This is a genomic window from Massilia sp. Leaf139, assembly GCF_001424165.1.
Taxonomy (GTDB): domain Bacteria; phylum Pseudomonadota; class Gammaproteobacteria; order Burkholderiales; family Burkholderiaceae_D; genus Telluria.
The window spans coordinates 1,169,425-1,189,604 of sequence record NZ_LMOJ01000001.1 but is presented as its reverse complement, the minus strand read 5'-3'; the positions used below and the strand labels follow the sequence as shown (position 1 = coordinate 1,189,604).

Sequence of the window (20,180 nt, the reverse complement as noted above, 5' to 3'; positions counted from 1 at the left end):
AGTTCGGGTTGGAGTCCAAGCCGGCCTCGGGGGCACAAAAGAAACGCAAGAGCGCCTCATCGCTGATCGGGAGCCCGCCGTGGCGGCTGTGCTCCGAACCCCGCCATATTGCCTGAAATATATTTCATTGGCAACTACATTTGTGCGAACGTATTGTCGTTCACTTCACCTGCGTCTTCACCTGCGTTACCTCGCAGCGCGATTTTTTCCCCGTCACCTGGCAGCGGTTGCGCTCGCGTCCGTCGAGATCCCATACCTTCACCAGCCAGGCCTCCGGGCCGGTGCGCTCCATGCTCATGAAGCCGAAGCCGCCGATCCAGGAGCTCATGTGCTCGACGACCGCGCCTGGCGCCGGCGTCACGCCCGGCGGCGGCATCGCCGGCAGCGGCACCGTGTCTTCCGCCGACCCCGAGATGCCGGCGATGAACTGGGTCGGATGCGCGCTGGCGAAGCTGACCTGCTCCCACAGGTGCACGTGGCCCGAGAGCAGCATGCCGACACCGGCCGGCATGTAGCGCGGATCGACGTCGCCGAAGGCATCGAGCAGGCCGGCGTCGCCGCCGAACAGGCTGATCGCGCCCGTCTTCGCGTCGCGGTTGGCGCCAAAGCCGAACAGGGGATGGTGGTCGACGCCGATGCTGTAGCGCGCCCCGCGCGCCAGGCGCTCGATCTTGCGGTAGCTGTCGGCATAGATGGCGCGGCGCGGGTCGGTCTTCGGCAGACCCTTCCAGTTGGTGTTGGCGGTGTCGAACACGATCAGCTGGGCGCCGGCGCCGAGCGGCACGGCGTAGGGGTCGCTGTATTCGCCGAGCAGGTCGTTGGCCGGATCATCGCAATCGCGCCCGGTCTGGAAGGCGCGCGGATCGAGCCAGCGCCACCAGCCCTGCCCGGCGCGGCTGCAGTTCTCGTGGTTGCCGCGCGCCAGCACCCAGGGCGCCGCCGCCAGCAGCTTGCGCGCCGGGGTGAAGAAGTCGGCGGCCCAGGCGTCGTAGCCATAGCCGTAGGGACTGCCGGCGCAGCCGGGACGGTCGGCCGGGCACGGGTCTTCGCGATAATGGTAGTCGCCGACGTGGATCACCAGATCCGGTTCGAACGCGGCGGCGCGCGCCGCCACCCGCGCGAAGGGAAACTGGCTGGCGTCGTTGCAGTCCTGGATTTCCTTGCCCTTCAGGCGGCAGCCGGTGTCGCCGATGACGACGATGCGCTTCGGTTCGGCCTTCGGGATCGGCAGCGCGATCCCGGCCACGCTGGCCGTGACACTGCCGGCGGCGACCGGCGCCTCGCAAGCCAGCACTGCGCTCGAGGGCGGCGTGTGCGCCTGGCCGGGCCGCGCCGGGATGGCGGACTTCGGCACCCGCACCCGCATCGGCATGGCGCGGTTGTCGACGACCAGCGGCGGGCACGCATCCGCCGCGGTGATCAGGCGCGCAGTGGCCGCGCCGTCCTCGCCGATCACGACAAAGGCGACGTCGTCCGGGCCGGGGGCGCCTACCAGGCCGGCGCAGCCGGACAGCAGCGCTGCCAGCAAGGTCCACGACAGCATCGACGGAAACGGTCTCATGCGCTTCTCCGTATTTCTCCGTAAAAAACGGCAATGTAGCACAGCCATATGACGCCTGGGCTACTGGCGGGCGCTGCGGCTTCCCGCACACGCGTACCATGTTGACAAAACGACAGGAGGCACGATGGAGGGAGTACCGATGTGGCTGCAGGCGGGTGGCTGGGGACTGCTGGCGGGGGCGGCGCTGCTGATCGGCGCCTTTGTCGGCTACCACTTCGAGGTGCCGGCGCGGCTCGTCGCCGCGATCATGGCCTTCGGCAGCGGCGTGCTGATCTCCGCCCTCTCCTTCGAGCTGATGGACGAAGCTTTCGAGACCGGCGGTTTCCCCGCCACGGCGCTCGGCTTCCTGGCCGGCGCCTCGGTCTACACGCTGGCGAACTGGTGGCTGGCCCATGGCGGCGCGCGCCACCGCAAGCGCTCTAATTGCCAGCCGAGCGAACAGGAACACGGCGGCAGCGGCCGCGCCATTGCCGTCGGCGCCCTGCTCGACGGTATTCCGGAGTCGATCGTGATCGGCCTGTCGATGCTCGGCGGCGGCAAGGTCAGCCTGGTGGCGGTGTCGGCCATCTTCCTGTCGAACGTGCCCGAGGGCCTGTCGAGCGCGGCCGGGATGAAAAAGGCGGGGCGCGGCGCGGCCTACATCTTCGGCATCTGGGGCGCGATCGCGCTGGCTTCGGGCCTGGCGGCGCTGGCCGGCTTTACCCTGTTCGAGGGTGTCCCGCCGGCCGGGGTGGCCGCCACCAACGCCGTCGCGGCCGGGGCGATTCTGGCCATGCTGGCCGATACCATGATCCCCGAGGCCTTCGAGGAGGCCCACGACTTCGCCGGCCTGATCACGGTGCTGGGTTTCCTTGCGGCGTTCGCGCTCAGCAAGACGGCGGGATGATCAGCCGGCTTCGAGGCTCGGCTCGAAGGCGGCCTTCGGGCGCGTGCACTGCTCGACCGGTTCGGGCTTGCTGCTGTCCCAGGTGCGCTTGTAGCAGTCGTCGAATACCGAGCAATAGCAGACCGAGACCTTGATGTCGTTCATCTGCGCGTGCAGGGCCTCGAAGGCGGGATTGGTGCTGCGCGGTGCTTCCCAGGTGAAGGTATGCAGCTCGCGGCCTTGCGGAATCAGGGTGCCGGTGACGACGCCGCGGTGGTTCAGGCCGACGGTGTCGTACTGTGGCTGCTTGCAGCAGGCGTCCAGCAGTTCGCGCAGGCTGGCCATCGGCTTGCCCTTGAATTCGAGCTGCACCCATTCGATGCGCGCCGGCCCGACGCCATTGTTCGCCAGGACGTAGTCGATCTGCTTGGTGTATTGGCCGGTTTCAGGATCGCGCTCCGCAGTGCGGTTCGAGCGCCCCGTTTCGACGTAGGGATAGCTGTTCGAGGCCACCAGCTTCTCCATCGAGTGCGCCGAATGCAGCCCGAGCCAGAGCGACACCAGCGAAACGATGCCGGCCGCCAGGCCGAGGCCGAGGTCGAGCCAGCGCACGCCGGTCTTGTGCGGGTGGTGATGATGATGGCTTTCGTGTTCCAAACCTGCTCCCTTGCGGTCGATTAAGGTGTTGTTCAGAATTAAGATTATAGCAATTGAACAACTTCTTGGGTCGGCCGGCGGTTGGGATGACCGAACTTTTTTGCGCTCTCTACCCGCCGCCACTGACGCCTCGACTTCCCTTACAATACCGGGCCCGTATCCGCCTATCGAAAGAACACGCATGATCCTCCTGAAGGTTCCCTACGCCGAAAAAGACGAAGCCAAGGCCCTCGGCGCGCGCTGGAACCCGACCCGCAAATGCTGGTACGTCCCCGACGGCAAGGACGCCGAGCCCTTCGCGCGCTGGATCGCCGCCGGCGGCGCGGCGCCCTCCGCCGACGCCGGGGCACCTGTCTCGCGCGACGCCCACGGCGCCAAGCCGGTGATCGGCAAGAACTATCTCGAGCTGCCGCATGCCTGCAATCCCTTCGAGGAATGCGCCGAATGCCGCCCGACGCTGGCCGAGAGCGGCTGGCTGGAGGCGCACCAGGCCGTGCGCAAGCTGCTCGCCGGCCTCTGAAGCGCAACAGCGGCGGCTAAATTTGGCCACGCGTGCCCGCCTCGCCGGCCCGGCCGTTATACTATCGCCCGGCGCTGAAATCCGCGCCCGCACCTCATCATCATTTCAAGGACACCATGCACAGTGAACCGATCTCCCAGCGCCTGCGCTCCCTGGTGCGATCCCTGCCGCCAACCGGCATCACCCTCGCCGAACTCGTGCACCGGGTCGGCAACGACGGCCTGCTGATCCTGACCGCCCTGCTGACCCTGGTCTTCCTGATTCCGGTGTCGATTCCGGGCGTCAGCACCGTGTTCGGCGCGGCCATCCTGCTGATCGGGCTGGCGCGCCTGTTCCGGCGCGAACTCTGGATTCCTTCGAAGATCGAGCACCGCGTGATCGCCACCAAGAAGCTGCGCCCGCTGCTGCGCAAGGCCCTCCCATGGCTGCAGAAGATCGAACGCGTCAGCCGTCCCGACCGCATCCGCTGGCTGGTGGCCGACGGCGCCATGGCCCACTTGAACAATGCGTCCCTGATCCTGGGCGCCGTGCTCTTGATGATGCCCTTCGGCCTGATCCCGTTCAGCAATACCTTCCCGGCCGTGGCCCTGCTCTTCTTTGCCATCGGCCTCTTGCAGCGCGACGGCGTCTGCGTGCTGCTGGGCCACATCAGCAACATCGCGACCATCGTCTATTTTGCCCTGCTGATCGGCGGCGGCGGGTTGGCGGCGCGCGAAGTGTTCCAGCGTTTGACGGCTTGATTTTCCCTACAACACAACAAAGGAGACAGGATGTTTAGTCATGTGATGGTCGGTTCCAACGATATCGAGCGCTCGAAGCGCTTTTATGACGCGGTGCTGGGCACGCTCGGCGTCGGCGAGCCCTTCCGCAACGTGGCGGCAACGGGCCACACCCGCTTGTTCTACCGCCACGAGGGCAACAGCTTCTGCGTCACCGAGCCGATCAACGGCGAAGCAGCGACCTGCGCCAATGGCGGCACCATCGGTTTCAAGTGCAGCTCGCCGGAACAGGTGAAGCAGTTCCACGACACGGCCGTCGCCCATGGCGGCACCACGGCCGAAGAGCCGCCCGGCCTGCGCGAAGGCGCGCTGGGCGCGCTGCACCTGGCCTATGTGCGCGACCCGGACGGCAACAAGCTGTGCGCGCTGTACCGTCCTAAATAAGCCTTACCGCGAAGCTCCACCGCGAAGCTTTACGGCGGCGCCGCCCGGCGCCGCCGCTTTTCTTTCACCAGCTACTTCACCCGCTGCTTCTCCAGCTTCCTCGCCAGCGTGCGCCGGTGCATGCCCAGCCTGCGCGCCGCCTCAGAAATATTGAAATCCGTTTCGGCCAGCACGGCGTGGATGTGCTCCCATTCCAGCGTCTTGATCGAGGTCGAGCGATTGGTGACCTCGATGTCGGCGTTGCCCGCGACATGGCCGAAGGCGGCCTCGATGTCGTCGGTGTTCGAGGGCTTGGCCAGGTACTGGCAGGCGCCCAGCTTGATCGCCTCGACCGCGGTGCCGATGCTGGCGAAACCGGTCAGCACCACGATCAGCATCTCCGGGTCGTGCGCATGCAGCAACTGCACGCAGTTCAGGCCCGAGGAATTGCCCTTCAGTTTCAGGTCGACCACGGCATAGCCGGGATCGTGTTCCTTCAAGATGTCCGCCGCCTCCTCGTGGCCGGGCGCATGCAGCACCCGGTAGCCGCGCCGCTCGAAGGAGCGGCCGAGGGTGCGGGCGAAGGCCTCATCGTCCTCGACGATCAGCAGCAGCGGGCTCTCCTGAACAATGCCGTGGTCCAGTTCAGACATGCTCGCCCTCTCCCTGCAGCGCGATCGCGGCCAGCGGAATGGTGAGCGTCACCTCCGCCCCGCCCTCCGGCCGGTTGCGCGCGGCCACGCCGCCGCCCAGGGTGCGCGCCACGTTCACCACCAGAAACAGACCGACGCCGGCGCCGGGCCGGCTCTTGGTCGACTGGTAGGGCTTGCCGAACTGGGTCAGCATGGCGGGCGCGAAGCCCGGCCCGCGGTCGGTCACCACCAGGCGCAGGGTGCCGTCCTCGACGCCGGCTTCCAGCCCGACCCAGTCTGGCGAGCTTTCCAGCGCGTTGTCGAGCAGGTTGTCGATGGTCTGCTTCAGGGCCGAATCGAAGGCGACCGGGATGTCCTCGCCGATCCGGTTCTCGTAGGCGAAGGTGGCCACCTTGCGGCTGTCTTCCCACTCCTCGGCCAGGCCGTCGAGGAAGGTGTGGATGGTCGTGCGCACCGCCGACTCGCCGCGGGTGCTGCCGGCCGAGAGCAGGATGCCGCTGACGATGGACTTGCAGCGTTTCAGTTGGGTCTGCATCTCGGCGATTTCTTCCAGCAGCTCGGGATTGCCGCGGAACGCGGGCATGCGCTTCCAGTCGCCCAGGATCACGGATACGGTCGCGAGCGGCGTGCCCAGTTCGTGGGCCGCGCCCGAGGCCAGCAGGCCCATGCGCACGATATGGTCTTCCTCGGCGGCGCGCTGGCGCAGATCCGCCAGCTGGGCCGCCTTGGTGCGCAGGGTGCCGCTAATGCGGGTGATGAAGATCACCAGCAGCGCCGCATTGATCGCGAAGCACAGCAGCATGCCCTGCACGTACAGGCTGGCGATCCCGCGCGCATGGTCGAAAGGCAGCGCGAGCGGCTGGGCATAGACGGCCAGCAGGGCCAGGCAGAGCAAGGTAATGACGACGATGGTCCAGGTCGACCAGGGCGCCAGCAGCACGGCCGAGATAATGATCTGCAGCAGGTAGAGGAAGGCGAATGGATTGGTGGTGCCGCCCGACAGGTAGAGCTGCACGGTGAGCGTGGCCACGTCCACCAGCAGGGCCATGAACAGCTCGCTGTTGGCGACCGGACGGCGCTCGTGCCAGCGCAGGTGGCTGGCGATGTTAAAGGCGATCAGGCAGGCCAGCACCTGCAGCATGTGCACCAGCGGCAGGTTGATGTCGAAGACGAGGATGGCGGCCGCGATCGTCGTGATCTGGCCGATGACGGCGATCCAGCGCAGCTCGATGAGCTGCAGCATGTTCTTGTGGCCGGCGGCGTATTCGACGCTGGCTTCGGCCGACGGCCCCGGCGCAGGCGTCAGCACCGGCGCCAGTGCCGGACTTATTTTCGTGAGTAGATCAAGCTTTACTGCCATCGTTCCTTGCCTTGCCGGTTTCCATGTTGTTTCCGGAGCGGGCAACGAACCACCAGGCCCCGGCAACCATCAAGGCGAGAGCATACCAAGTGATTGCATACACGAGGTGATTGTTTTGGAAGGAAATGACGGTCAGGCCGCCGACCGGGCGTTCGGGCGCCCCTGCCGGATCCTGGTTGCGCTTGGCGTCGACGAAGTACGGCGCGACATTGCCCAGGCCGCGCGCCGCGGCGATGCCGGCGACGTCGCGCGAGAACCAGCGGTTGTTCGCGGGATCGTTTTCGCGCAGGAAGCCGCCGCCCGGCTCGGCGATGCGCAGCAGCCCGGTCAGGCTGTGCGGCGCGCCGGCCACATTCGCGCAAGGATTGCCGCTGGCGCGGCGCGCCGGATAGCTGCCCGGCCGGTTGGCGGCGGCCGGGATGAAGCCGCGATTGACCAGCACGATCGTGCCGTCCGCCATGCACAGCGGCGTGACGAGCCAGTAGCCGGCGCCCAGTGCGGACACGGCCTGCACCGGCGTGGAAAATTCGTAGAGGAAGTGCCCGGCCAGGCGTACGTGCCGGTATTCGTCGGATTCTCTTGAGACGGAAGGCCACCGGGCGCCCGTCGGCGCCGCGGTGGCCGGTGCGCTGACGCGCGATTCGACACGCTCGATCAGGGCCAGTTTCCATTGCAGGCGTTGCACCTGCCAGGTTCCCAGCCCCGCGAACAGCACGATCAGGAACAGCCCGATGACCGCGAGGATCGCCCGCACCACGGAGCGTGGACGGGGATCGGTCGCAAGCAAAGTGGCGTCCGGATCGTGCCGGCCCATCATTGCATGTCGTGGGCGCCGTGGCCGGTCATGCCGGCGGCGTCGCCCATGCCGGGCATCATGTTGGCGTTCATGTGGTACATGACCCAGATCGAGCCGCCCAGCACGATGACGAGCAGGACGATGGTCAGGATCAGCGCCATCATGTTCCAGCCGCCCTCGGACTTCGAGTTCATGTGCAGGAAGTAGATCATGTGCACGACGACCTGGACGGCCGCGAAGCCCATGATGACGAAACGCGTCATGCTCGGGTCGAGGATGTTGCCCATGACCAGCCAGAACGGAATCACCGTCAGGATCACGGCCAGCACGAAGCCGATCGTGTAGTCCTTGGCGCTGTAGTGCACGCCGGGATGGTCGCCGTGGGTGTGGCCGTGCAGTGCATCGTGACCGGCGTGAGCGTCATGGCCGTGATGGCCTTGGTGGTTGTGGTCGCTCATGGCAGCACTCCCATCAGGTAAACAAAGGTGAAGACGAAGATCCAGACCACGTCCAGGAAGTGCCAGAACAGCGACAGGCAAGCCATGCGGCGCAGGTTCTCGACCGACAGACCGTGCTTGGCCAGCTGGAACATCAGCGTCACCAGCCACACGATACCGAACAGCACGTGCAGGCCGTGGGTGCCGACCAGCGAGAAGAACGCGGTGAGGAAGGCGCTGCGCGCGGGGCCGGCGCCCTGGTGGATCAGGTGGTAGAACTCATAGATTTCCAGCGCCAGGAAGCAGGCGCCTAGCACACCGGTGATGGCCAGCCAGAGCTGGGTCTTGGCCAGGTTCTTGGCCTGGGCCGAGATCATGGCGAAACCGAAGGTGATCGACGAGACCAGCAGGAAGGCGGTGTTGATGCCCACCAGAGTCAGGTCGAACAGCTCCGCGCCCGACGGGCCGCCGGCGTAGTTGCGGCCCAGGACGGCCCAGGTCGCGAACAGGCTGGCGAAGATGAGGCAGTCGCTCATCAGGTAGATCCAGAAGCCCAGCATGGTGCCGTGCTCCGGATGATGCTCGCGCACGTGGTAGCGCGCGCCGGCGTCGGCGCCGGGGACGCCGGCGGACGAAGTCATGGTTGCGTTAATTTCAGACATGGGCTTCCAGCAGTTTGGTGCGTGCTTCCTCGGTGCGGGCAACTTCTGCCGCCGGGATGTAATAGTCACGCTTGTAGTTGAACGTATGGACAATGGTGGCCACGACCGTCGCGACGAAGGCGACCGCGGTCAGCAGCCACATGTGCCAGATGATCGCGAAACCCACCACCATCGACAGCGCCGAGATCACGAAACCGGCCCAGGTGTTCTTCGGCATGTGGATCGCGACGAAGTCGTTCAGCGGACGCTTCCAGCCGTTCTTCTTCATGTCGGCGAAGGTGTCGTTGTCGTACACCACCGGCGTGAAGGCGAAGTTGTAGTCAGGCGGCGGCGACGAGGTGGCCCACTCCAGCGTACGGCCATCCCATGGGTCGCCGGTGACGTCGGCGTTCTTCTTGCGGTCGCGCCAGGAGACGAAGATCTGCATCAGCAGCGCGCCGATACCGCCGGCGATCATCAGGGTACCGATGAAGGAGATGACGAACAGCGTCTGCAGTTCCGGATCTTCGAAGTGGCTCGAACGGCGGGTGACGCCCATGAAGCCCAGGATGTAGCCCGGCAGGAAGGCGACCCAGAAACCGATCGACCACAGCCAGAACGAGACCACGCCCCAGAAACGGTTCAGCTTGAAGCCGAACATCTTCGGGAACCAGTAATTAAAGCCCGCGAACAGACCGAACAGCACGCCGCCGATGATGACGTTATGGAAGTGCGAGGTCAGGAACAGCGAGTTGTGCAGCACGAAGTCCGCCGCCGGGATCGCCAGCATCACGCCGGTCATGCCGCCGATGGTGAAGGTCAGCATGAACGACACCGTCCACATCATCGGCAGTTCATAGCGGATACGGCCGCGGTACATCGTGAACAGCCAGTTGAAGATCTTGGCCCCGGTCGGGATCGAGATGATCATCGTGGTGATGCCGAAGAACGCGTTGACGCTCGCCCCCGAACCCATGGTGAAGAAGTGGTGCAGCCAGACCAGGTAGGACAGCACCATGATGACGACGGTCGCATACACCATCGAGGTGTAGCCGAACAGGCGCTTGCTCGAGAAGGTCGAGACGACTTCCGAGAAGATGCCGAAGGCCGGCAGGATCAGGATGTACACCTCCGGGTGGCCCCAGATCCAGATCAGGTTCACGTACAGCATGGCGTTGCCGCCCTTGTCGTTCGTGAAGAAGTTGGTGTCGAACAGGCGATCCATGCCCAGCATCGCCAGGGTGGCGGTCAGGATCGGGAAGGACATGACGATCAGGATGTTGGTGCAGAGCGAAGTCCAGGTGAACACCGGCATCTTCATCAGATCCATGCCAGGGGCGCGCATCTTGACGATCGTGACGATCAGGTTGACACCGGATAGCAAGGTGCCGACACCCGCGATCTGCAATGACCATATGTAGTAGTCGACGCCGACACCGGGACTGGCCAGGATGCCCGACAGCGGCGGGAAGGCCAGCCAGCCGGTACGCGCGAATTCGCCGACGAACAGCGAAGCCATGACCAGCACGGCGCCCATGGTCGTCATCCAGAACGAGAAGTTGTTCAGGAACGGGAAGGCCACGTCGCGGGCGCCGATCTGCAGCGGCACGACGTAGTTCATCAGGCCCGTCACGAACGGCATCGCCACGAAGAAGATCATGATCACGCCGTGGGCGGTGAAGACCTGGTCGTAGTGGTGCGGCGGCAGGAAGCCGGCGTTCTCGCCGAAGGAGATGGCCTGCTGGGCGCGCATCATGAGCGCGTCGGCGAAGCCGCGCAGGAACATCACGAGGCCGAGCACCATGTACATGATGCCGATTTTCTTGTGGTCGATACTGGTGATCCAGTCGCGCCACAGGGTGCCCCACAGGCGGAAGTAGGAGATGAGGCCAAGGAGGGCCGCACCGCCGACGAGCACGCCTGCGAAGGTAGCGATCAGGATCGGCTCATGGAACGGAATCGCGTCCCAGCTGAGCCGTCCGAAGATAAGCTTCGTCAAGTCAAATGAGTCTTGCATGGTTACTTCTTCACAGGATTGGTAGGGGTTTCGCACACTTCGGCGTCCGCCTGCGCCACGTTGCGCTTGGCGTCTTGCGGGAGCTGCTTGAGGGCGATGTCGTTACGCACGCGCTGGGCGTCCATGGCCATCTGGTGGTTCATGCAGACGGCGCCTTCGGCCACGCAGCGGTTCACGATCGACAGGAACAGGTTCGGCATGACGCTGCCGTAATGCTTGACCGGTTCTTTTTCCGACGGCTTTTCAAGGGTCAGGTAGTCGTTGCGGCCGAGGGCCGTGCTGCTGGTCTTGACCTTGTTGACCCAGGCGTCGAAGTCGGCCTGGCTGGTGCCGCGGTAGGCGAACTTCATGTGCGAGAAACCGTCGCCGCTGAAGTTGGCCGACTGGCCCTTGTAGTCGCCGGCCTTGTTGATCACCGCGTTCAGCGTCGTCTCCATGCCCGGCATCGTGTAGATCATGCCGGCCAGGGTCGGGATGTAGAAGGTGTTCATCACGGTCGACGAGGTCAGCTTGAAGCGCACCGGGGTGTCGACCGGGGTGACCAGTTCATTGACGGTGGCGATGCCCTGCTCCGGGTAGATGAACAGCCACTTCCAGTCGAGCGAGACCACCTGCACTTCCAGCACCTTGGTGCCGGCCGGGATCGGGCGGTTCTCGTCCAGGCGTTCGAGCGGACGATAAGGGTCGAGCTTGTGGGTGCTGATCCAGGTGATCAGGCCCAGCGCGATGATGATCAGCAGGGGCGCGCCCCAGATCACCAGTTCGAGCTTGGTCGAGTGATCCCAGTCCGGCTCGTACTTCGCGTTCGCGCTCTTGCGGTATTTCCAGGCGAAGAACACGGTCAGGAGCATCACCGGGACGACGATGATCAACATGAGCAGGACGGAGACCGTAATCAGGTCGGCCTGCTGCTTGGCAATATCACCGGAGGGGTTCATTACCACCGTGTTGCAGCCGGACAGCACCGCAAGCAGGAGTAAGGACAGTCCGGGTCGGACAATTTTAGGAATCATGCTAGGTATCTAACGTTACATGGGAATGAGAACATGCTACTGTACTGCCATCGGCCTTCGTTGCACATTGGACGTTTTGTCCCACCCTTGCCCAGGCCAGGGGATCACTCTGGGGGCCGCGCACTTACCTGGAGACGAAGAATATGCAAAGCACGAATACCTACGGCGGCGCAGGAGCCGCTCCCGTCACTGCCCCGCATAGCGGAGCCCGTAATATCAACGCCCGGGACGGCCATATTTCCCCGGGCGACATCGCCGTCGGCGTGGTCATCGGCCGCGCCTCCGAATATTTCGACTTCTTCGTCTACGCGATCGCTTCTGTCCTCGTCTTTCCCGCGGTATTTTTCCCGTGGGCTGACCGGCTGGAAGGCACACTCTACTCGTTTACGATTTTTGCGTTCGCATTCATCGCGCGCCCGATCGGCACCATCGTCTTCATGAAGATCCAGGAGCGCTTCAGCCGGGAAATCAAGCTGACCATTGCCCTCTTCCTGATGGGCACCGCGACCGTCGTGATTTCCTTCCTGCCCACTTACGCCCAGATCGGTTCCACGGCGATCGTGCTGCTCTCGCTGATGCGCATCGCGCAAGGCGTAGCCCAGGGCGGTTCATGGGACGGCCTGCCGTCGCTGCTGGCCCTGAACGCACCCGAACACAAGCGCGGATGGTACGCGATGCTCGGACAACTGAGCGCACCGTTAGGATTCCTGATCGCCGCCGGTATCTTTGCCTACATGCTGGACAACTTGCAGACCGACGACTTCCTGGTCTGGGGCTGGCGCTTCCCCTTCTTCGTCGCATTTGCGCTGAACGTCGTCGCCCTGTTCGCGCGCCTGCGCCTCATCTCGACCTCGGAATATTCGCGCCTGCTCGACTGCCATGAACTCGATCCGGCCCCGGTCGGCGAACTGGCCCGCACCCAGGGCGCCAACATCGTCATCGGCGCCCTCGCCGCCCTGGCCAGCTACGCCCTGTTCCACCTGGTGACCGTGTTCCCGCTGTCCTGGATGCAGCTCTACGACACCCGACCGATCAGCGGCTTCCTGTACATCCAGATGTGGGGCGCCGGCGTGGCCGCCGTCTGCATCCTGATCTCGGGCATCGTCGCCGACAAGGTCGGCCGCCGCACCACGCTCGGCACCCTGGCCGCCCTGATCGCGATCTTCTCGGCCTTCGTCCCGATGCTGCTCGACGGCGGCGAGGCCGGCCAGAACGCCTTCATCCTGATCGGCTTCGGCCTGCTCGGCCTGTCCTACGGCCAGGCCGCGGGCGCCGTGACCTCGAACTTCGAATCGCGCTTCCGCTACACCGGCGCGGCCTTGACGAGCGATCTGGCCTGGCTGGTGGGCGCTGCCTTCGCCCCGCTGGTCGCCCTCGGCCTGTCGGCCAACTTCGGTCTCGGCTACGTCAGCCTCTACCTGCTGTCGGGCGCGGTCGGCTCGCTGGCGGCGCTGAGCCTGAACCGCAAGCTGGAGATCCGCGACTAGACAGTCGACGAATGCCGCCCTCCCCCGGGCGGCACGTTGCACCTGAAATCCGGCCGAACCTTCGCGTTCGGCCGGATTTTTTGCGAATTTTTTGCGAATTTTTCGTTATGTGGATGCTGTCCAACGAGTTTGTGCGGAGATGGCCATGACTCCTCATCAGCCCGTGAACCGGCTCGTCACCGTCAACGCGGGCGCGGCCGGCCTCGAAGGCATGCTCGCCCTGCCCGCCGATCCGATCGGCGTCGTCCTGTTCGCCCACGGCAGCGGCAGCAGCCGCCACAGCGTGCGCAACCTGCAGGTGGCGGCCGCGCTGCAGGACGCCGGCGTGGCCACCCTGCTGCTCGATCTCCTCACGGTCGAGGAAGACACGGACGTGCGCAACCGCTTCGACATCGAGGTGCTGGCCAGCCGCCTGCAGGCCGCCGCCCGCTGGCTCGGCACCGAACCGCTCACTGCGCCGCTACCCCTGGGGCTGTTCGGCGCCAGCACGGGCGCGGCCGCCGCGCTGCGCGTCGCGGCCGACAGCGGCACCGGCATCGCCGCCGTGGTCTCGCGCGGCGGCCGGCCCGATCTCGCCGGGCCGGCCGCCGCGCAGGTACTCGCGCCGACCTTGCTGATCGTCGGCGGCGAGGATGGCGCCGTGCTCGGGCTGAACCGGGAGGCGCAGGCGCAATTGCGGTGCGAGTCGAGGCTGGAGGTGGTGCCGGGCGCCGGACACCTGTTCGAGGAGCCGGGGGCGCTGGATCGGGTGGGAGAGTTGGCCGCGCAGTGGTTCGTGCGGCATTTCGACCCGTGATGGCGCCGGTCGACAATGACCGTGCAACATGCCGGCGACCGTCACGCGGGCATGCCCGCCCTACGGTGCGCGACCGTCAACGATGTTTGCCGTACGTAGGGCGGGCATGCCCGCGTTACGTGCCTCCGCACGCCGCACATTCACCCGTGCCGGAAACGGTGAAAAACAAGCAAGGATTCAAGCCAATGCCGTATCCAGCACCGTCATCAAAATGAACCCGAAGACAAGCGCAATCGTCGCCGACGTCCCGTTCCCGTTCTCGCGCATCTCCGGAATCACGTCGTTGACGATCACGAACAGCATCGCCCCACCGGCGGCTGCCAGCGCAAACGGCAGCAAGCCGCCTGAAATCCCGATCAGGGCCACGCCAAACGCCGCCGCGACCGGCTCGATCACGCCAGACAAGACCCCGAGCCCGACCGAGGTCAGGCGGCTGTAGCCTACCGTGCGCAGGGCGAGCGCCACCACCAGTCCCTCCGGCACGTCCTGGATCGAGACGCCCGTGGTCAGCGAGTGCGCCTTTTCGATGTCGATACCCGCATAGGCAACACCGATCGCCATCCCTTCGGGCAGGTTGTGCAGGGCCACCGCCGTGACGAACAGCCAGGCGCGACGCAGCGAGTTGCCGTGGACGTCGCCCACCAGCACCTGGGCCGGCGCCGTGGCCCGGCTCAGCAGGAGGATGGCGCCGGCGCCGGCCATGATCCCGGCGCCGGCCGACAGGCTCGCTTCCCACGCGCCCGCGCCGGCCGCGCGCGCGGCGGCCAGGGCCGGAATGACGAGCGAAAAGGCCGTCGCGCCCAGCATCACGCCGGCGCCGAAGCCGAGGAAGCCGTCATAGGTGCGCTTCGAAAAATTCTGTGAAAACAAGACCGGCAAGGTGCCCAGCGCGGTGGCTGCCGCCGCCGTGGCGCCGCCCAGCAGCGCCGCATGCATCTTCGGATTGGCATTGATCAGCTGCTCGACCAGGCTGCCGAGCAATAACAGGCAGCCCGCCGAACAGATCAGCAGGCCAATGACGCGCCGTACCGTGAGCGCGCGCATGAGCGCGCCGATCCAACGCAATTTCTGTGTTCTGGATTCCATCCACGATCCCTTCTGTCCGCCGGAGCAGATGCCGCCGCCATAAGCCAGCGTAACAAAAACCCCGACGGCCGCGGCGCGCGCGAGGCGGTTTCGTGTCCGCCCCTGCGCGCGCCGCTCGTTACTGCTCAGCCCAAGCTAGTCGCTCAGGGCTTGCTCACCGCCGAAGCGCCCTTCGGCGTCGACGGATCGAGGCCCAGTTCGGCGCCGGTCTGCGGATCCTTGGTCGGATCGGACATGGTGCGCATCTGCATCTGCTTCAGCACCTCGACGTCACTCGTCGGCAGCTTGACCTCGGCTTCGCCAGAACCGCCGTCGACGCCCATCTGCTTCTCGCGGTCGGTGACGAAGTCCCACTGCGGGCCCTGGTTCCATGGGCCGCGCATTTCGCCCGGGCCCTGGGACATGTTGTAGTACACGCTGGAGAAGCGTGGATCGACTGGCATTTTGCCGGCCGGGAAGTTCGACTCCATCGAGTACAGCGCCTTCTCGAAGGACTTCTGGTGCGCCACTTCGCGCGTCATCAGGAAGCCGAGCGCCTCCTTCACGCCCGGGTCGTCGGTCAGCGCGATCAGGCGCTCGTAGACGATCTTGGCGCGCGACTCGGCGGCGATGTTCGAACGGAGGTCGGCCGTCGGCTCGGTGATCGAGTCGATATAGGCTGCCGTCCAGGGCACGCCGGCCGAGTTGGTCAACGGGGTGCCGGCGCCGTACAGCACCTGGGTGATGTGGGAATCGTTGCCGGCGCCGGTGATCTTGCGGTACATCTCGGCTTCAGTATCGACGGCTTCCGCCAGCTGGCCCTTGGCGCCCTTGTTCAGCATCGCGACGATGTGGCCGATCACCTCGAGGTGGCTCAGTTCCTCGGTCGCGATATCGAACAGCATGTCCTTGCGGCCTGGATCGTCTTCCGATACGGCCTGGGTGAAGTAACGCATGGCCGCCGCCAGCTCGCCCTGCGGGCCGCCGAACTGCTCGAGCATGAGGTTCGCCAGTCCAGGGTTGGGCCCGGCGACACGCACGGTGTATTGCAGGCGTTTGTTATGTGCAAACATTCCGACTCCTCCGATAGATGAAAACTAAGCGTCCACGCGACAGCGTGCGACGCCCTACCAATACGGCTGCACGGCCTTGCACCGTCAGTCGAACATGGCTCATCTTCTCAGGCGGAGGATGACAAGTAATCAGCATGCTGGCCGTGTCGATGTAGGACATGGGTGACAAACTATCAAGCCCGAAACGTCTGTTTCCGGCTGGATTTAGCCTATATTTACGACTTTCGGTTACACAACAATTACGTACGCCGCCTGCCCCCCCTGGCGGCGCTAAGATCGGAGCTACCCTAGCTGCCCATATAAATAGAAGATGCAGACTCCGTTTGCGCACGAGGCGCATTCCGGAATGCTGGACGCTGACGTCGTTCAGGACGCGGCCGCCATGCGCCTGCCCCTGGTCGACGATGACCCCTTCGACGCCGAACCGTTCGCCCATCACCTGCGCCGTGCCGGTCTCCCCGCGAACGTCGAGCGGGTAACTGACGACGCCGCTTTCCGCGCGGCGCTGGCGCAGGGGGCGAAGCCCGACCTGGTGCTGGCCAACGTCGTACTGCCCGCCTTCGGCGCGCTCGAGGCGCTCGCCATCCTGCGCGCGGCGCATGCCGACATTCCCCTGATTGCAATGGCGGCCGTGACGCGCGAGGAGGCCATCGTCGACGCGCTGCGCGCCGGCGCCGTCGACTACCTGTTCAAGAACCAGCTGGCGCGCCTGCCGCTGCAGCTCGTGACGGCCCAGGAAAACGAGCGCAAGCGGCTCGCGCGCGGGCTGCACGACGAACTCGGCCAGCGCCTGACGGTGCTGAACATGCTGCTGTAACTCTTGCAGCCGCCGGACGTCGACGTCGACGGCCAGGCAACCTGGCAGCAGGCCGAGCAGGAGCTGACCGGCATGGACAACCGCCGCTAGACGGGGCGAGAGGAGGCAGAGACGCCGGCATTCGAGTTGTTTTGATGGCGTTGTTTGGATGGTAAACGCGCGGCCTTGGCCGACAACGCCATGCGAAGCATTCCTACGTCGTGCGCCTGCTGACCGGACTACGATCTTAATTATTCGTCAATCCGGAGGGTCTACAAAATGTTTTCTTTGAACCAACTGAGCCCGACCATCACCGACATGATCCGCTTCGATCACTCGCATGTGATGGTGACGTTCCACCAGTACACGAAGGACAAGTCGCCGAGCGTGAAGAAAGCATTGGCCGATACCATCTGCACGGCGCTCGAGATCCACGCCACGCTGGAAGAGGAAGTCTTCTATCCGGTGATGCGCCAGCTCGACAAGGGTGAGCCGTTCGTCCACAAGGCCGAGCCTGAGCACAACGACATGCGCCGCCTGATCGCGGAACTGCGCCGCACCAGCGCGTCCGATCCACGTCACGACAAGATCTTGCTGGAACTGATGCGCGACGTGATCCACCACGTGGCCGACGAGGAAACGACGCTGCTGCCGCAGGCCGAAACCCTGATGAGCAAGGCGCGCCTGTCGGAACTCGGTTCGCAGATGACCAAGCGCCGCATGGAACTGATCGCGCCGAAAGCCGGCAAGCTGGCCAAGAGCCACGCCGTGGGCTTTTCGCACAGTACCACTGCGCTGGTGGTGGGCGGCGTCAGCGCCTTGCTGGCGCTGGGCTCGCTGATCAAGAAGCCGGGCACCCCCGCGGCGAATACCCAGACCTGGGCCAATCCGACCTGAGAAGGCCCACGGGCGCGACCTGGTCGCGCCCGATCGGCGCGGATACCAAGCCAGGGCGGACTCCCGAGTCCACCCTGCATCGGCCGCGACGCTTACGCCGCTTCCGCCGCTTCCGCCGCCTGCCCGATCGCGCCGCGCTTCACCTGATCGCGCTCGATCGACTCGAACAACGCCTTGAAATTCCCCTCGCCGAAGCCGTCGTCGCCCTTGCGCTGGATGAATTCGAAGAACACTGGCCCGAGCTGGGTTTCCGAGAAGATCTGCAGCAGCAGGCGCGGCTTGCCGTCCACGACGTTACCGTCGAGCAGCAGACCGCGCGCCTGGAGTTCGCCCGCATTCTCGCCGTGGCCCGGAATGCGGCCGTCGAGCATCTCGTAATAGGTTTCAGGCGGCGCGCTCATCAGGGGCACGCCGGCGGCGCGCAGGCCGTCGACGGTTGTGATCAGGTCGTCTGTCAGCAGGGCGATGTGCTGGATGCCTTCGCCGTTGAACTGCATCAGGAATTCCTCGATCTGGCCGCCGCCCGCTTTGCCCTCTTCGTTCAGCGGAATGCGGATCTTGCCGTCCGGCGCCGTCATCGCCTTCGAGGTCAGGCCGGTGTACTCGCCCTTGATGTCGAAGTAGCGGATCTCGCGGAAGTTGAAGAGTTTTTCGTAGAAGCCGGCCCAGAAGGCCATGCGGCCGCGGTAGACGTTGTGGGTCAGGTGGTCGATGATCTTCAGGCCGTGACCGGCCGGGCGGCGCTCGACATCCGGCAGGAATTCGAAGTCGATGTCATAGATCGACTTGCCGTCTTCGAAGCGGTCGATCAGGTAGAGCGGCGCGCCGCCGATGCCCTTGATGGCAGGCAGGCGCAGTTCCATCGGGCCGGTCGGGATGTCGACGGCCTGGGCGCCCAGTTCCAGCGCGCGCTTATAGGCGGCGTGCGAATCCTTGACGCGGAAGGCCATGCCGCAGGCCGAGGGGCCGTGCTCGGCGGCGAAATAGGCCGCGTAGCTCTTCGGTTCGTTGTTGACGATGAAATTGATCTCGCCCTGGCGGTAGAGCACGACGTTCTTCGAGCGGTGGACGGCCACCTTGGTGAAGCCCAGTTTCTCGAAGAGCGGTTCGAGCACGCCCGGCGTCGGCGAGGCGAACTCGACGAATTCGAAGCCCATCAGGCCCATTGGATTGTCAAACAGGTCAGCCATCTCTTTTCCTTTTCGGTGCATATGATCTCCTCCAGCCGGCGCCCGCCTCATGAGCGTGCTGCCTGGCGGAACCCTGCGGGCGGCGCAGCGCGGAACCTGCGCCGATCCCGAGCATGGCGTCCCTTCGGGACGGATGCGGAACGACCGGAATGATACGCCAGTTACGCGCCGCTCCGCGGACGACGATGTCGAATCGTCATGCTCGCGGCGGAGCATACCCGACAGCCGGGCGCGCGCAAAGACGATTTTTTCCGGCGCTTTTGGAGCTCACTGGCCGAAGGTATCGGCGACCATGCCGCGCAGCCACTGGTTACCCGGATCCTGGTTGTAGCGCCGGTGCCAGAACATGTTGGTCTGCAGGAGCGGCAGTTGCAGTGGCGGCGTGATCCAGGCCAGGCCGAAGGGGGGGCCGGCGCGCTCGGCCAGCCGCTGCGGCACCGTGACCACCAGGTCGCTGCTCCCGATGATGTAGGGGACGGCGGTGAAATGCGGCACCCGGAAGCGGGTCGAGGCGCCGATCCCCGCTTTTTCCAGCAGCTGGTTGATGCGGTCGTAGGGGCTTTCGCTGGAGTCGACGAACAGGTGCTCCGCCGCGGCGAAGCGCGCCAGGTCGACCTTGCCGACGGTCAGCGGATGCCCCCGGCGCACCATGCTGACATAGGGCTGGCGAAACAACAGCCGCTGGTACAGCGCTTCCGAGATGTCGTCGAAGGGGCCGATCACGAGGTCGACGCGGCCGCTTTCCATCTCTTCCTTGAGTGCGATGCTGCCGGCGCGGCGCGAGCTGAGTTGCACAAGCGGCGCCAGCGCGCGGCAGCGCTCGATCAGGGCGGGCATGAAATGCACCTCGCCCACGTCGGTCATGGCGATGCTGAAGCGGCGCGTGCTGCCGGCCGGGTCGAAACCGCTGCGGCGGTTCAAGGCCAGCGTGACCTGTGCCAGGGCGCTGCCGACCGGCTCGGCCAGGCTTTCGGCGAAGGGCGTAGGCTGCATGCCCTGCCCGGTGCGCACGAACAGCTCATTGCCGAACAGGCGGCGCAGCCGCGCCAGCGCGTTGCTGACGGCCGACTGGCTCAGGTTCAGGCGCCGCGCGGCGCCCGAGATCTGCCGTTCGCGGTAGACCTCCTGGAACACGGCCAGCAAGTTCAAGTCGACGTCGTGGGGTTCGATCATGGCTTGTCCAATATTGATATGATGAATAGTCTACATTTTTC

Annotated in this window: 21 protein-coding genes; 8 read left to right on the top strand and 13 right to left on the bottom strand. The window is 65.3% G+C overall.

Features of this window, described 5'->3' with window-relative positions; genetic code table 11:
* Window positions 1–160 precede the first annotated feature (160 nt).
* Complete coding sequence (locus ASF77_RS05260) at window positions 161–1,561, bottom strand: metallophosphoesterase (RefSeq protein WP_156648728.1); 1,401 nt, start codon at window positions 1,559–1,561, stop codon at window positions 161–163.
* A 124-nt stretch (window positions 1,562–1,685) separates the two neighbouring features.
* Between ASF77_RS05260 and ASF77_RS05255 the strand changes: the two genes are divergently transcribed.
* Window positions 1,686–2,447 carry a ZIP family metal transporter gene (locus ASF77_RS05255; RefSeq protein ID WP_056335431.1) on the top strand — a complete coding sequence of 254 codons (762 nt, stop codon included), beginning with the start codon at window positions 1,686–1,688 and terminating at the stop codon, window positions 2,445–2,447.
* On the opposite strand, the gene ASF77_RS05250 is transcribed toward ASF77_RS05255, so the two are convergent.
* A complete protein-coding gene (locus ASF77_RS05250; RefSeq protein ID WP_056335429.1) occupies window positions 2,448–3,083 on the bottom strand; it encodes a hypothetical protein in 636 nt (211 codons plus the stop codon).
* 181 nt (window positions 3,084–3,264) lie between these two features.
* Here ASF77_RS05250 and ASF77_RS05245 point away from each other — a divergent pair, with 181 nt between their 5' ends.
* The 3 genes from ASF77_RS05245 to ASF77_RS05235 all read left to right on the top strand — a co-directional run bounded on the left by ASF77_RS05245 (window position 3,265) and on the right by ASF77_RS05235 (window position 4,766).
* Window positions 3,265–3,603: a DUF5710 domain-containing protein gene (locus tag ASF77_RS05245; protein ID WP_056335426.1), complete on the top strand. Its 339-nt coding sequence runs from the start codon at window positions 3,265–3,267 to the stop codon at window positions 3,601–3,603.
* A 116-nt stretch (window positions 3,604–3,719) separates the two neighbouring features.
* Window positions 3,720–4,343, top strand: a complete 624-nt coding sequence (locus ASF77_RS05240; RefSeq protein WP_056335421.1) for an exopolysaccharide biosynthesis protein — start codon at window positions 3,720–3,722, stop codon at window positions 4,341–4,343.
* Window positions 4,344–4,373: 30 nt separating this feature from the next.
* Window positions 4,374–4,766: a VOC family protein gene (locus tag ASF77_RS05235; protein ID WP_056335419.1), complete on the top strand. Its 393-nt coding sequence runs from the start codon at window positions 4,374–4,376 to the stop codon at window positions 4,764–4,766.
* Between the two features lie 71 nt (window positions 4,767–4,837).
* Here ASF77_RS05235 and ASF77_RS05230 read toward each other — a convergent pair whose 3' ends face one another.
* The 7 genes from ASF77_RS05230 to cyoA are packed head-to-tail and all read right to left on the bottom strand — an operon-like array spanning window position 4,838 to window position 11,662.
* Window positions 4,838–5,398, bottom strand: a complete 561-nt coding sequence (locus tag ASF77_RS05230; RefSeq protein WP_056335415.1) for a response regulator transcription factor — start codon at window positions 5,396–5,398, stop codon at window positions 4,838–4,840.
* Complete coding sequence (locus ASF77_RS05225; RefSeq protein WP_056335410.1) at window positions 5,391–6,758, bottom strand: ATP-binding protein; 1,368 nt, start codon at window positions 6,756–6,758, stop codon at window positions 5,391–5,393. The genes ASF77_RS05230 and ASF77_RS05225 overlap by 8 nt, the downstream gene beginning before the upstream one ends.
* Window positions 6,742–7,575: an SURF1 family protein gene (locus ASF77_RS05220; RefSeq protein WP_056336426.1), complete on the bottom strand. Its 834-nt coding sequence runs from the start codon at window positions 7,573–7,575 to the stop codon at window positions 6,742–6,744. The genes ASF77_RS05225 and ASF77_RS05220 overlap by 17 nt, the downstream gene beginning before the upstream one ends.
* A complete protein-coding gene (gene cyoD / locus ASF77_RS05215; protein WP_056335407.1) occupies window positions 7,572–8,012 on the bottom strand; it encodes a cytochrome o ubiquinol oxidase subunit IV in 441 nt (146 codons plus the stop codon). Before cyoD ends, ASF77_RS05220 begins: the two co-directional genes overlap by 4 nt.
* Window positions 8,009–8,653: a cytochrome o ubiquinol oxidase subunit III gene (cyoC, locus tag ASF77_RS05210; RefSeq protein WP_056335403.1), complete on the bottom strand. Its 645-nt coding sequence runs from the start codon at window positions 8,651–8,653 to the stop codon at window positions 8,009–8,011. The genes cyoD and cyoC overlap by 4 nt, the downstream gene beginning before the upstream one ends.
* Window positions 8,646–10,649 (bottom strand): cytochrome o ubiquinol oxidase subunit I, encoded by a 2,004-nt coding sequence (cyoB, locus tag ASF77_RS05205; RefSeq protein ID WP_056335400.1) that lies wholly within the window; start codon window positions 10,647–10,649, stop codon window positions 8,646–8,648. Before cyoB ends, cyoC begins: the two co-directional genes overlap by 8 nt.
* Window positions 10,650–10,651: 2 nt before the next feature.
* Window positions 10,652–11,662, bottom strand: a complete 1,011-nt coding sequence (gene cyoA / locus ASF77_RS05200) for a ubiquinol oxidase subunit II (protein ID WP_056335397.1) — start codon at window positions 11,660–11,662, stop codon at window positions 10,652–10,654.
* Window positions 11,663–11,805: 143 nt separating this feature from the next.
* Between cyoA and ASF77_RS05195 the strand changes: the two genes are divergently transcribed.
* Together ASF77_RS05195 and ASF77_RS05190 are read left to right on the top strand one after the other, a co-directional pair.
* Entirely contained in the window at window positions 11,806–13,149 is a 1,344-nt protein-coding gene (locus ASF77_RS05195) for an MFS transporter (RefSeq protein ID WP_056335395.1), read from the top strand.
* Between the two features lie 145 nt (window positions 13,150–13,294).
* Window positions 13,295–13,945 carry a dienelactone hydrolase family protein gene (locus ASF77_RS05190; protein WP_056335392.1) on the top strand — a complete coding sequence of 217 codons (651 nt, stop codon included), beginning with the start codon at window positions 13,295–13,297 and terminating at the stop codon, window positions 13,943–13,945.
* A gap of 177 nt (window positions 13,946–14,122) precedes the next feature.
* Here the strand turns inward: ASF77_RS05190 and ASF77_RS05185 are convergent, their stop codons facing one another.
* Entirely contained in the window at window positions 14,123–14,989 is an 867-nt protein-coding gene (locus tag ASF77_RS05185; protein ID WP_056335389.1) for a ZIP family metal transporter, read from the bottom strand.
* 185 nt (window positions 14,990–15,174) lie between these two features.
* Complete coding sequence (locus ASF77_RS05180; RefSeq protein WP_056335386.1) at window positions 15,175–16,083, bottom strand: manganese catalase family protein; 909 nt, start codon at window positions 16,081–16,083, stop codon at window positions 15,175–15,177.
* 346 nt (window positions 16,084–16,429) lie between these two features.
* On the opposite strand from ASF77_RS05180, the gene ASF77_RS05175 reads away from it, so the two are divergent.
* On the top strand, window positions 16,430–16,900 hold the full coding sequence (locus tag ASF77_RS05175) for a response regulator (RefSeq protein WP_056335383.1): 471 nt from the start codon (window positions 16,430–16,432) through the stop codon (window positions 16,898–16,900).
* Window positions 16,901–17,158: 258 nt separating this feature from the next.
* Window positions 17,159–17,776: a hemerythrin domain-containing protein gene (locus tag ASF77_RS05170; RefSeq protein WP_056335379.1), complete on the top strand. Its 618-nt coding sequence runs from the start codon at window positions 17,159–17,161 to the stop codon at window positions 17,774–17,776.
* Between the two features lie 92 nt (window positions 17,777–17,868).
* On the opposite strand, the gene hppD is transcribed toward ASF77_RS05170, so the two are convergent.
* Window positions 17,869–18,966 (bottom strand): 4-hydroxyphenylpyruvate dioxygenase, encoded by a 1,098-nt coding sequence (gene hppD / locus ASF77_RS05165; RefSeq protein WP_056335374.1) that lies wholly within the window; start codon window positions 18,964–18,966, stop codon window positions 17,869–17,871.
* A 267-nt stretch (window positions 18,967–19,233) separates the two neighbouring features.
* On the bottom strand, window positions 19,234–20,139 hold the full coding sequence (locus ASF77_RS05160; RefSeq protein WP_056335371.1) for a LysR family transcriptional regulator: 906 nt from the start codon (window positions 20,137–20,139) through the stop codon (window positions 19,234–19,236).
* Between the last annotated feature and the right edge of the window lie 41 nt (window positions 20,140–20,180).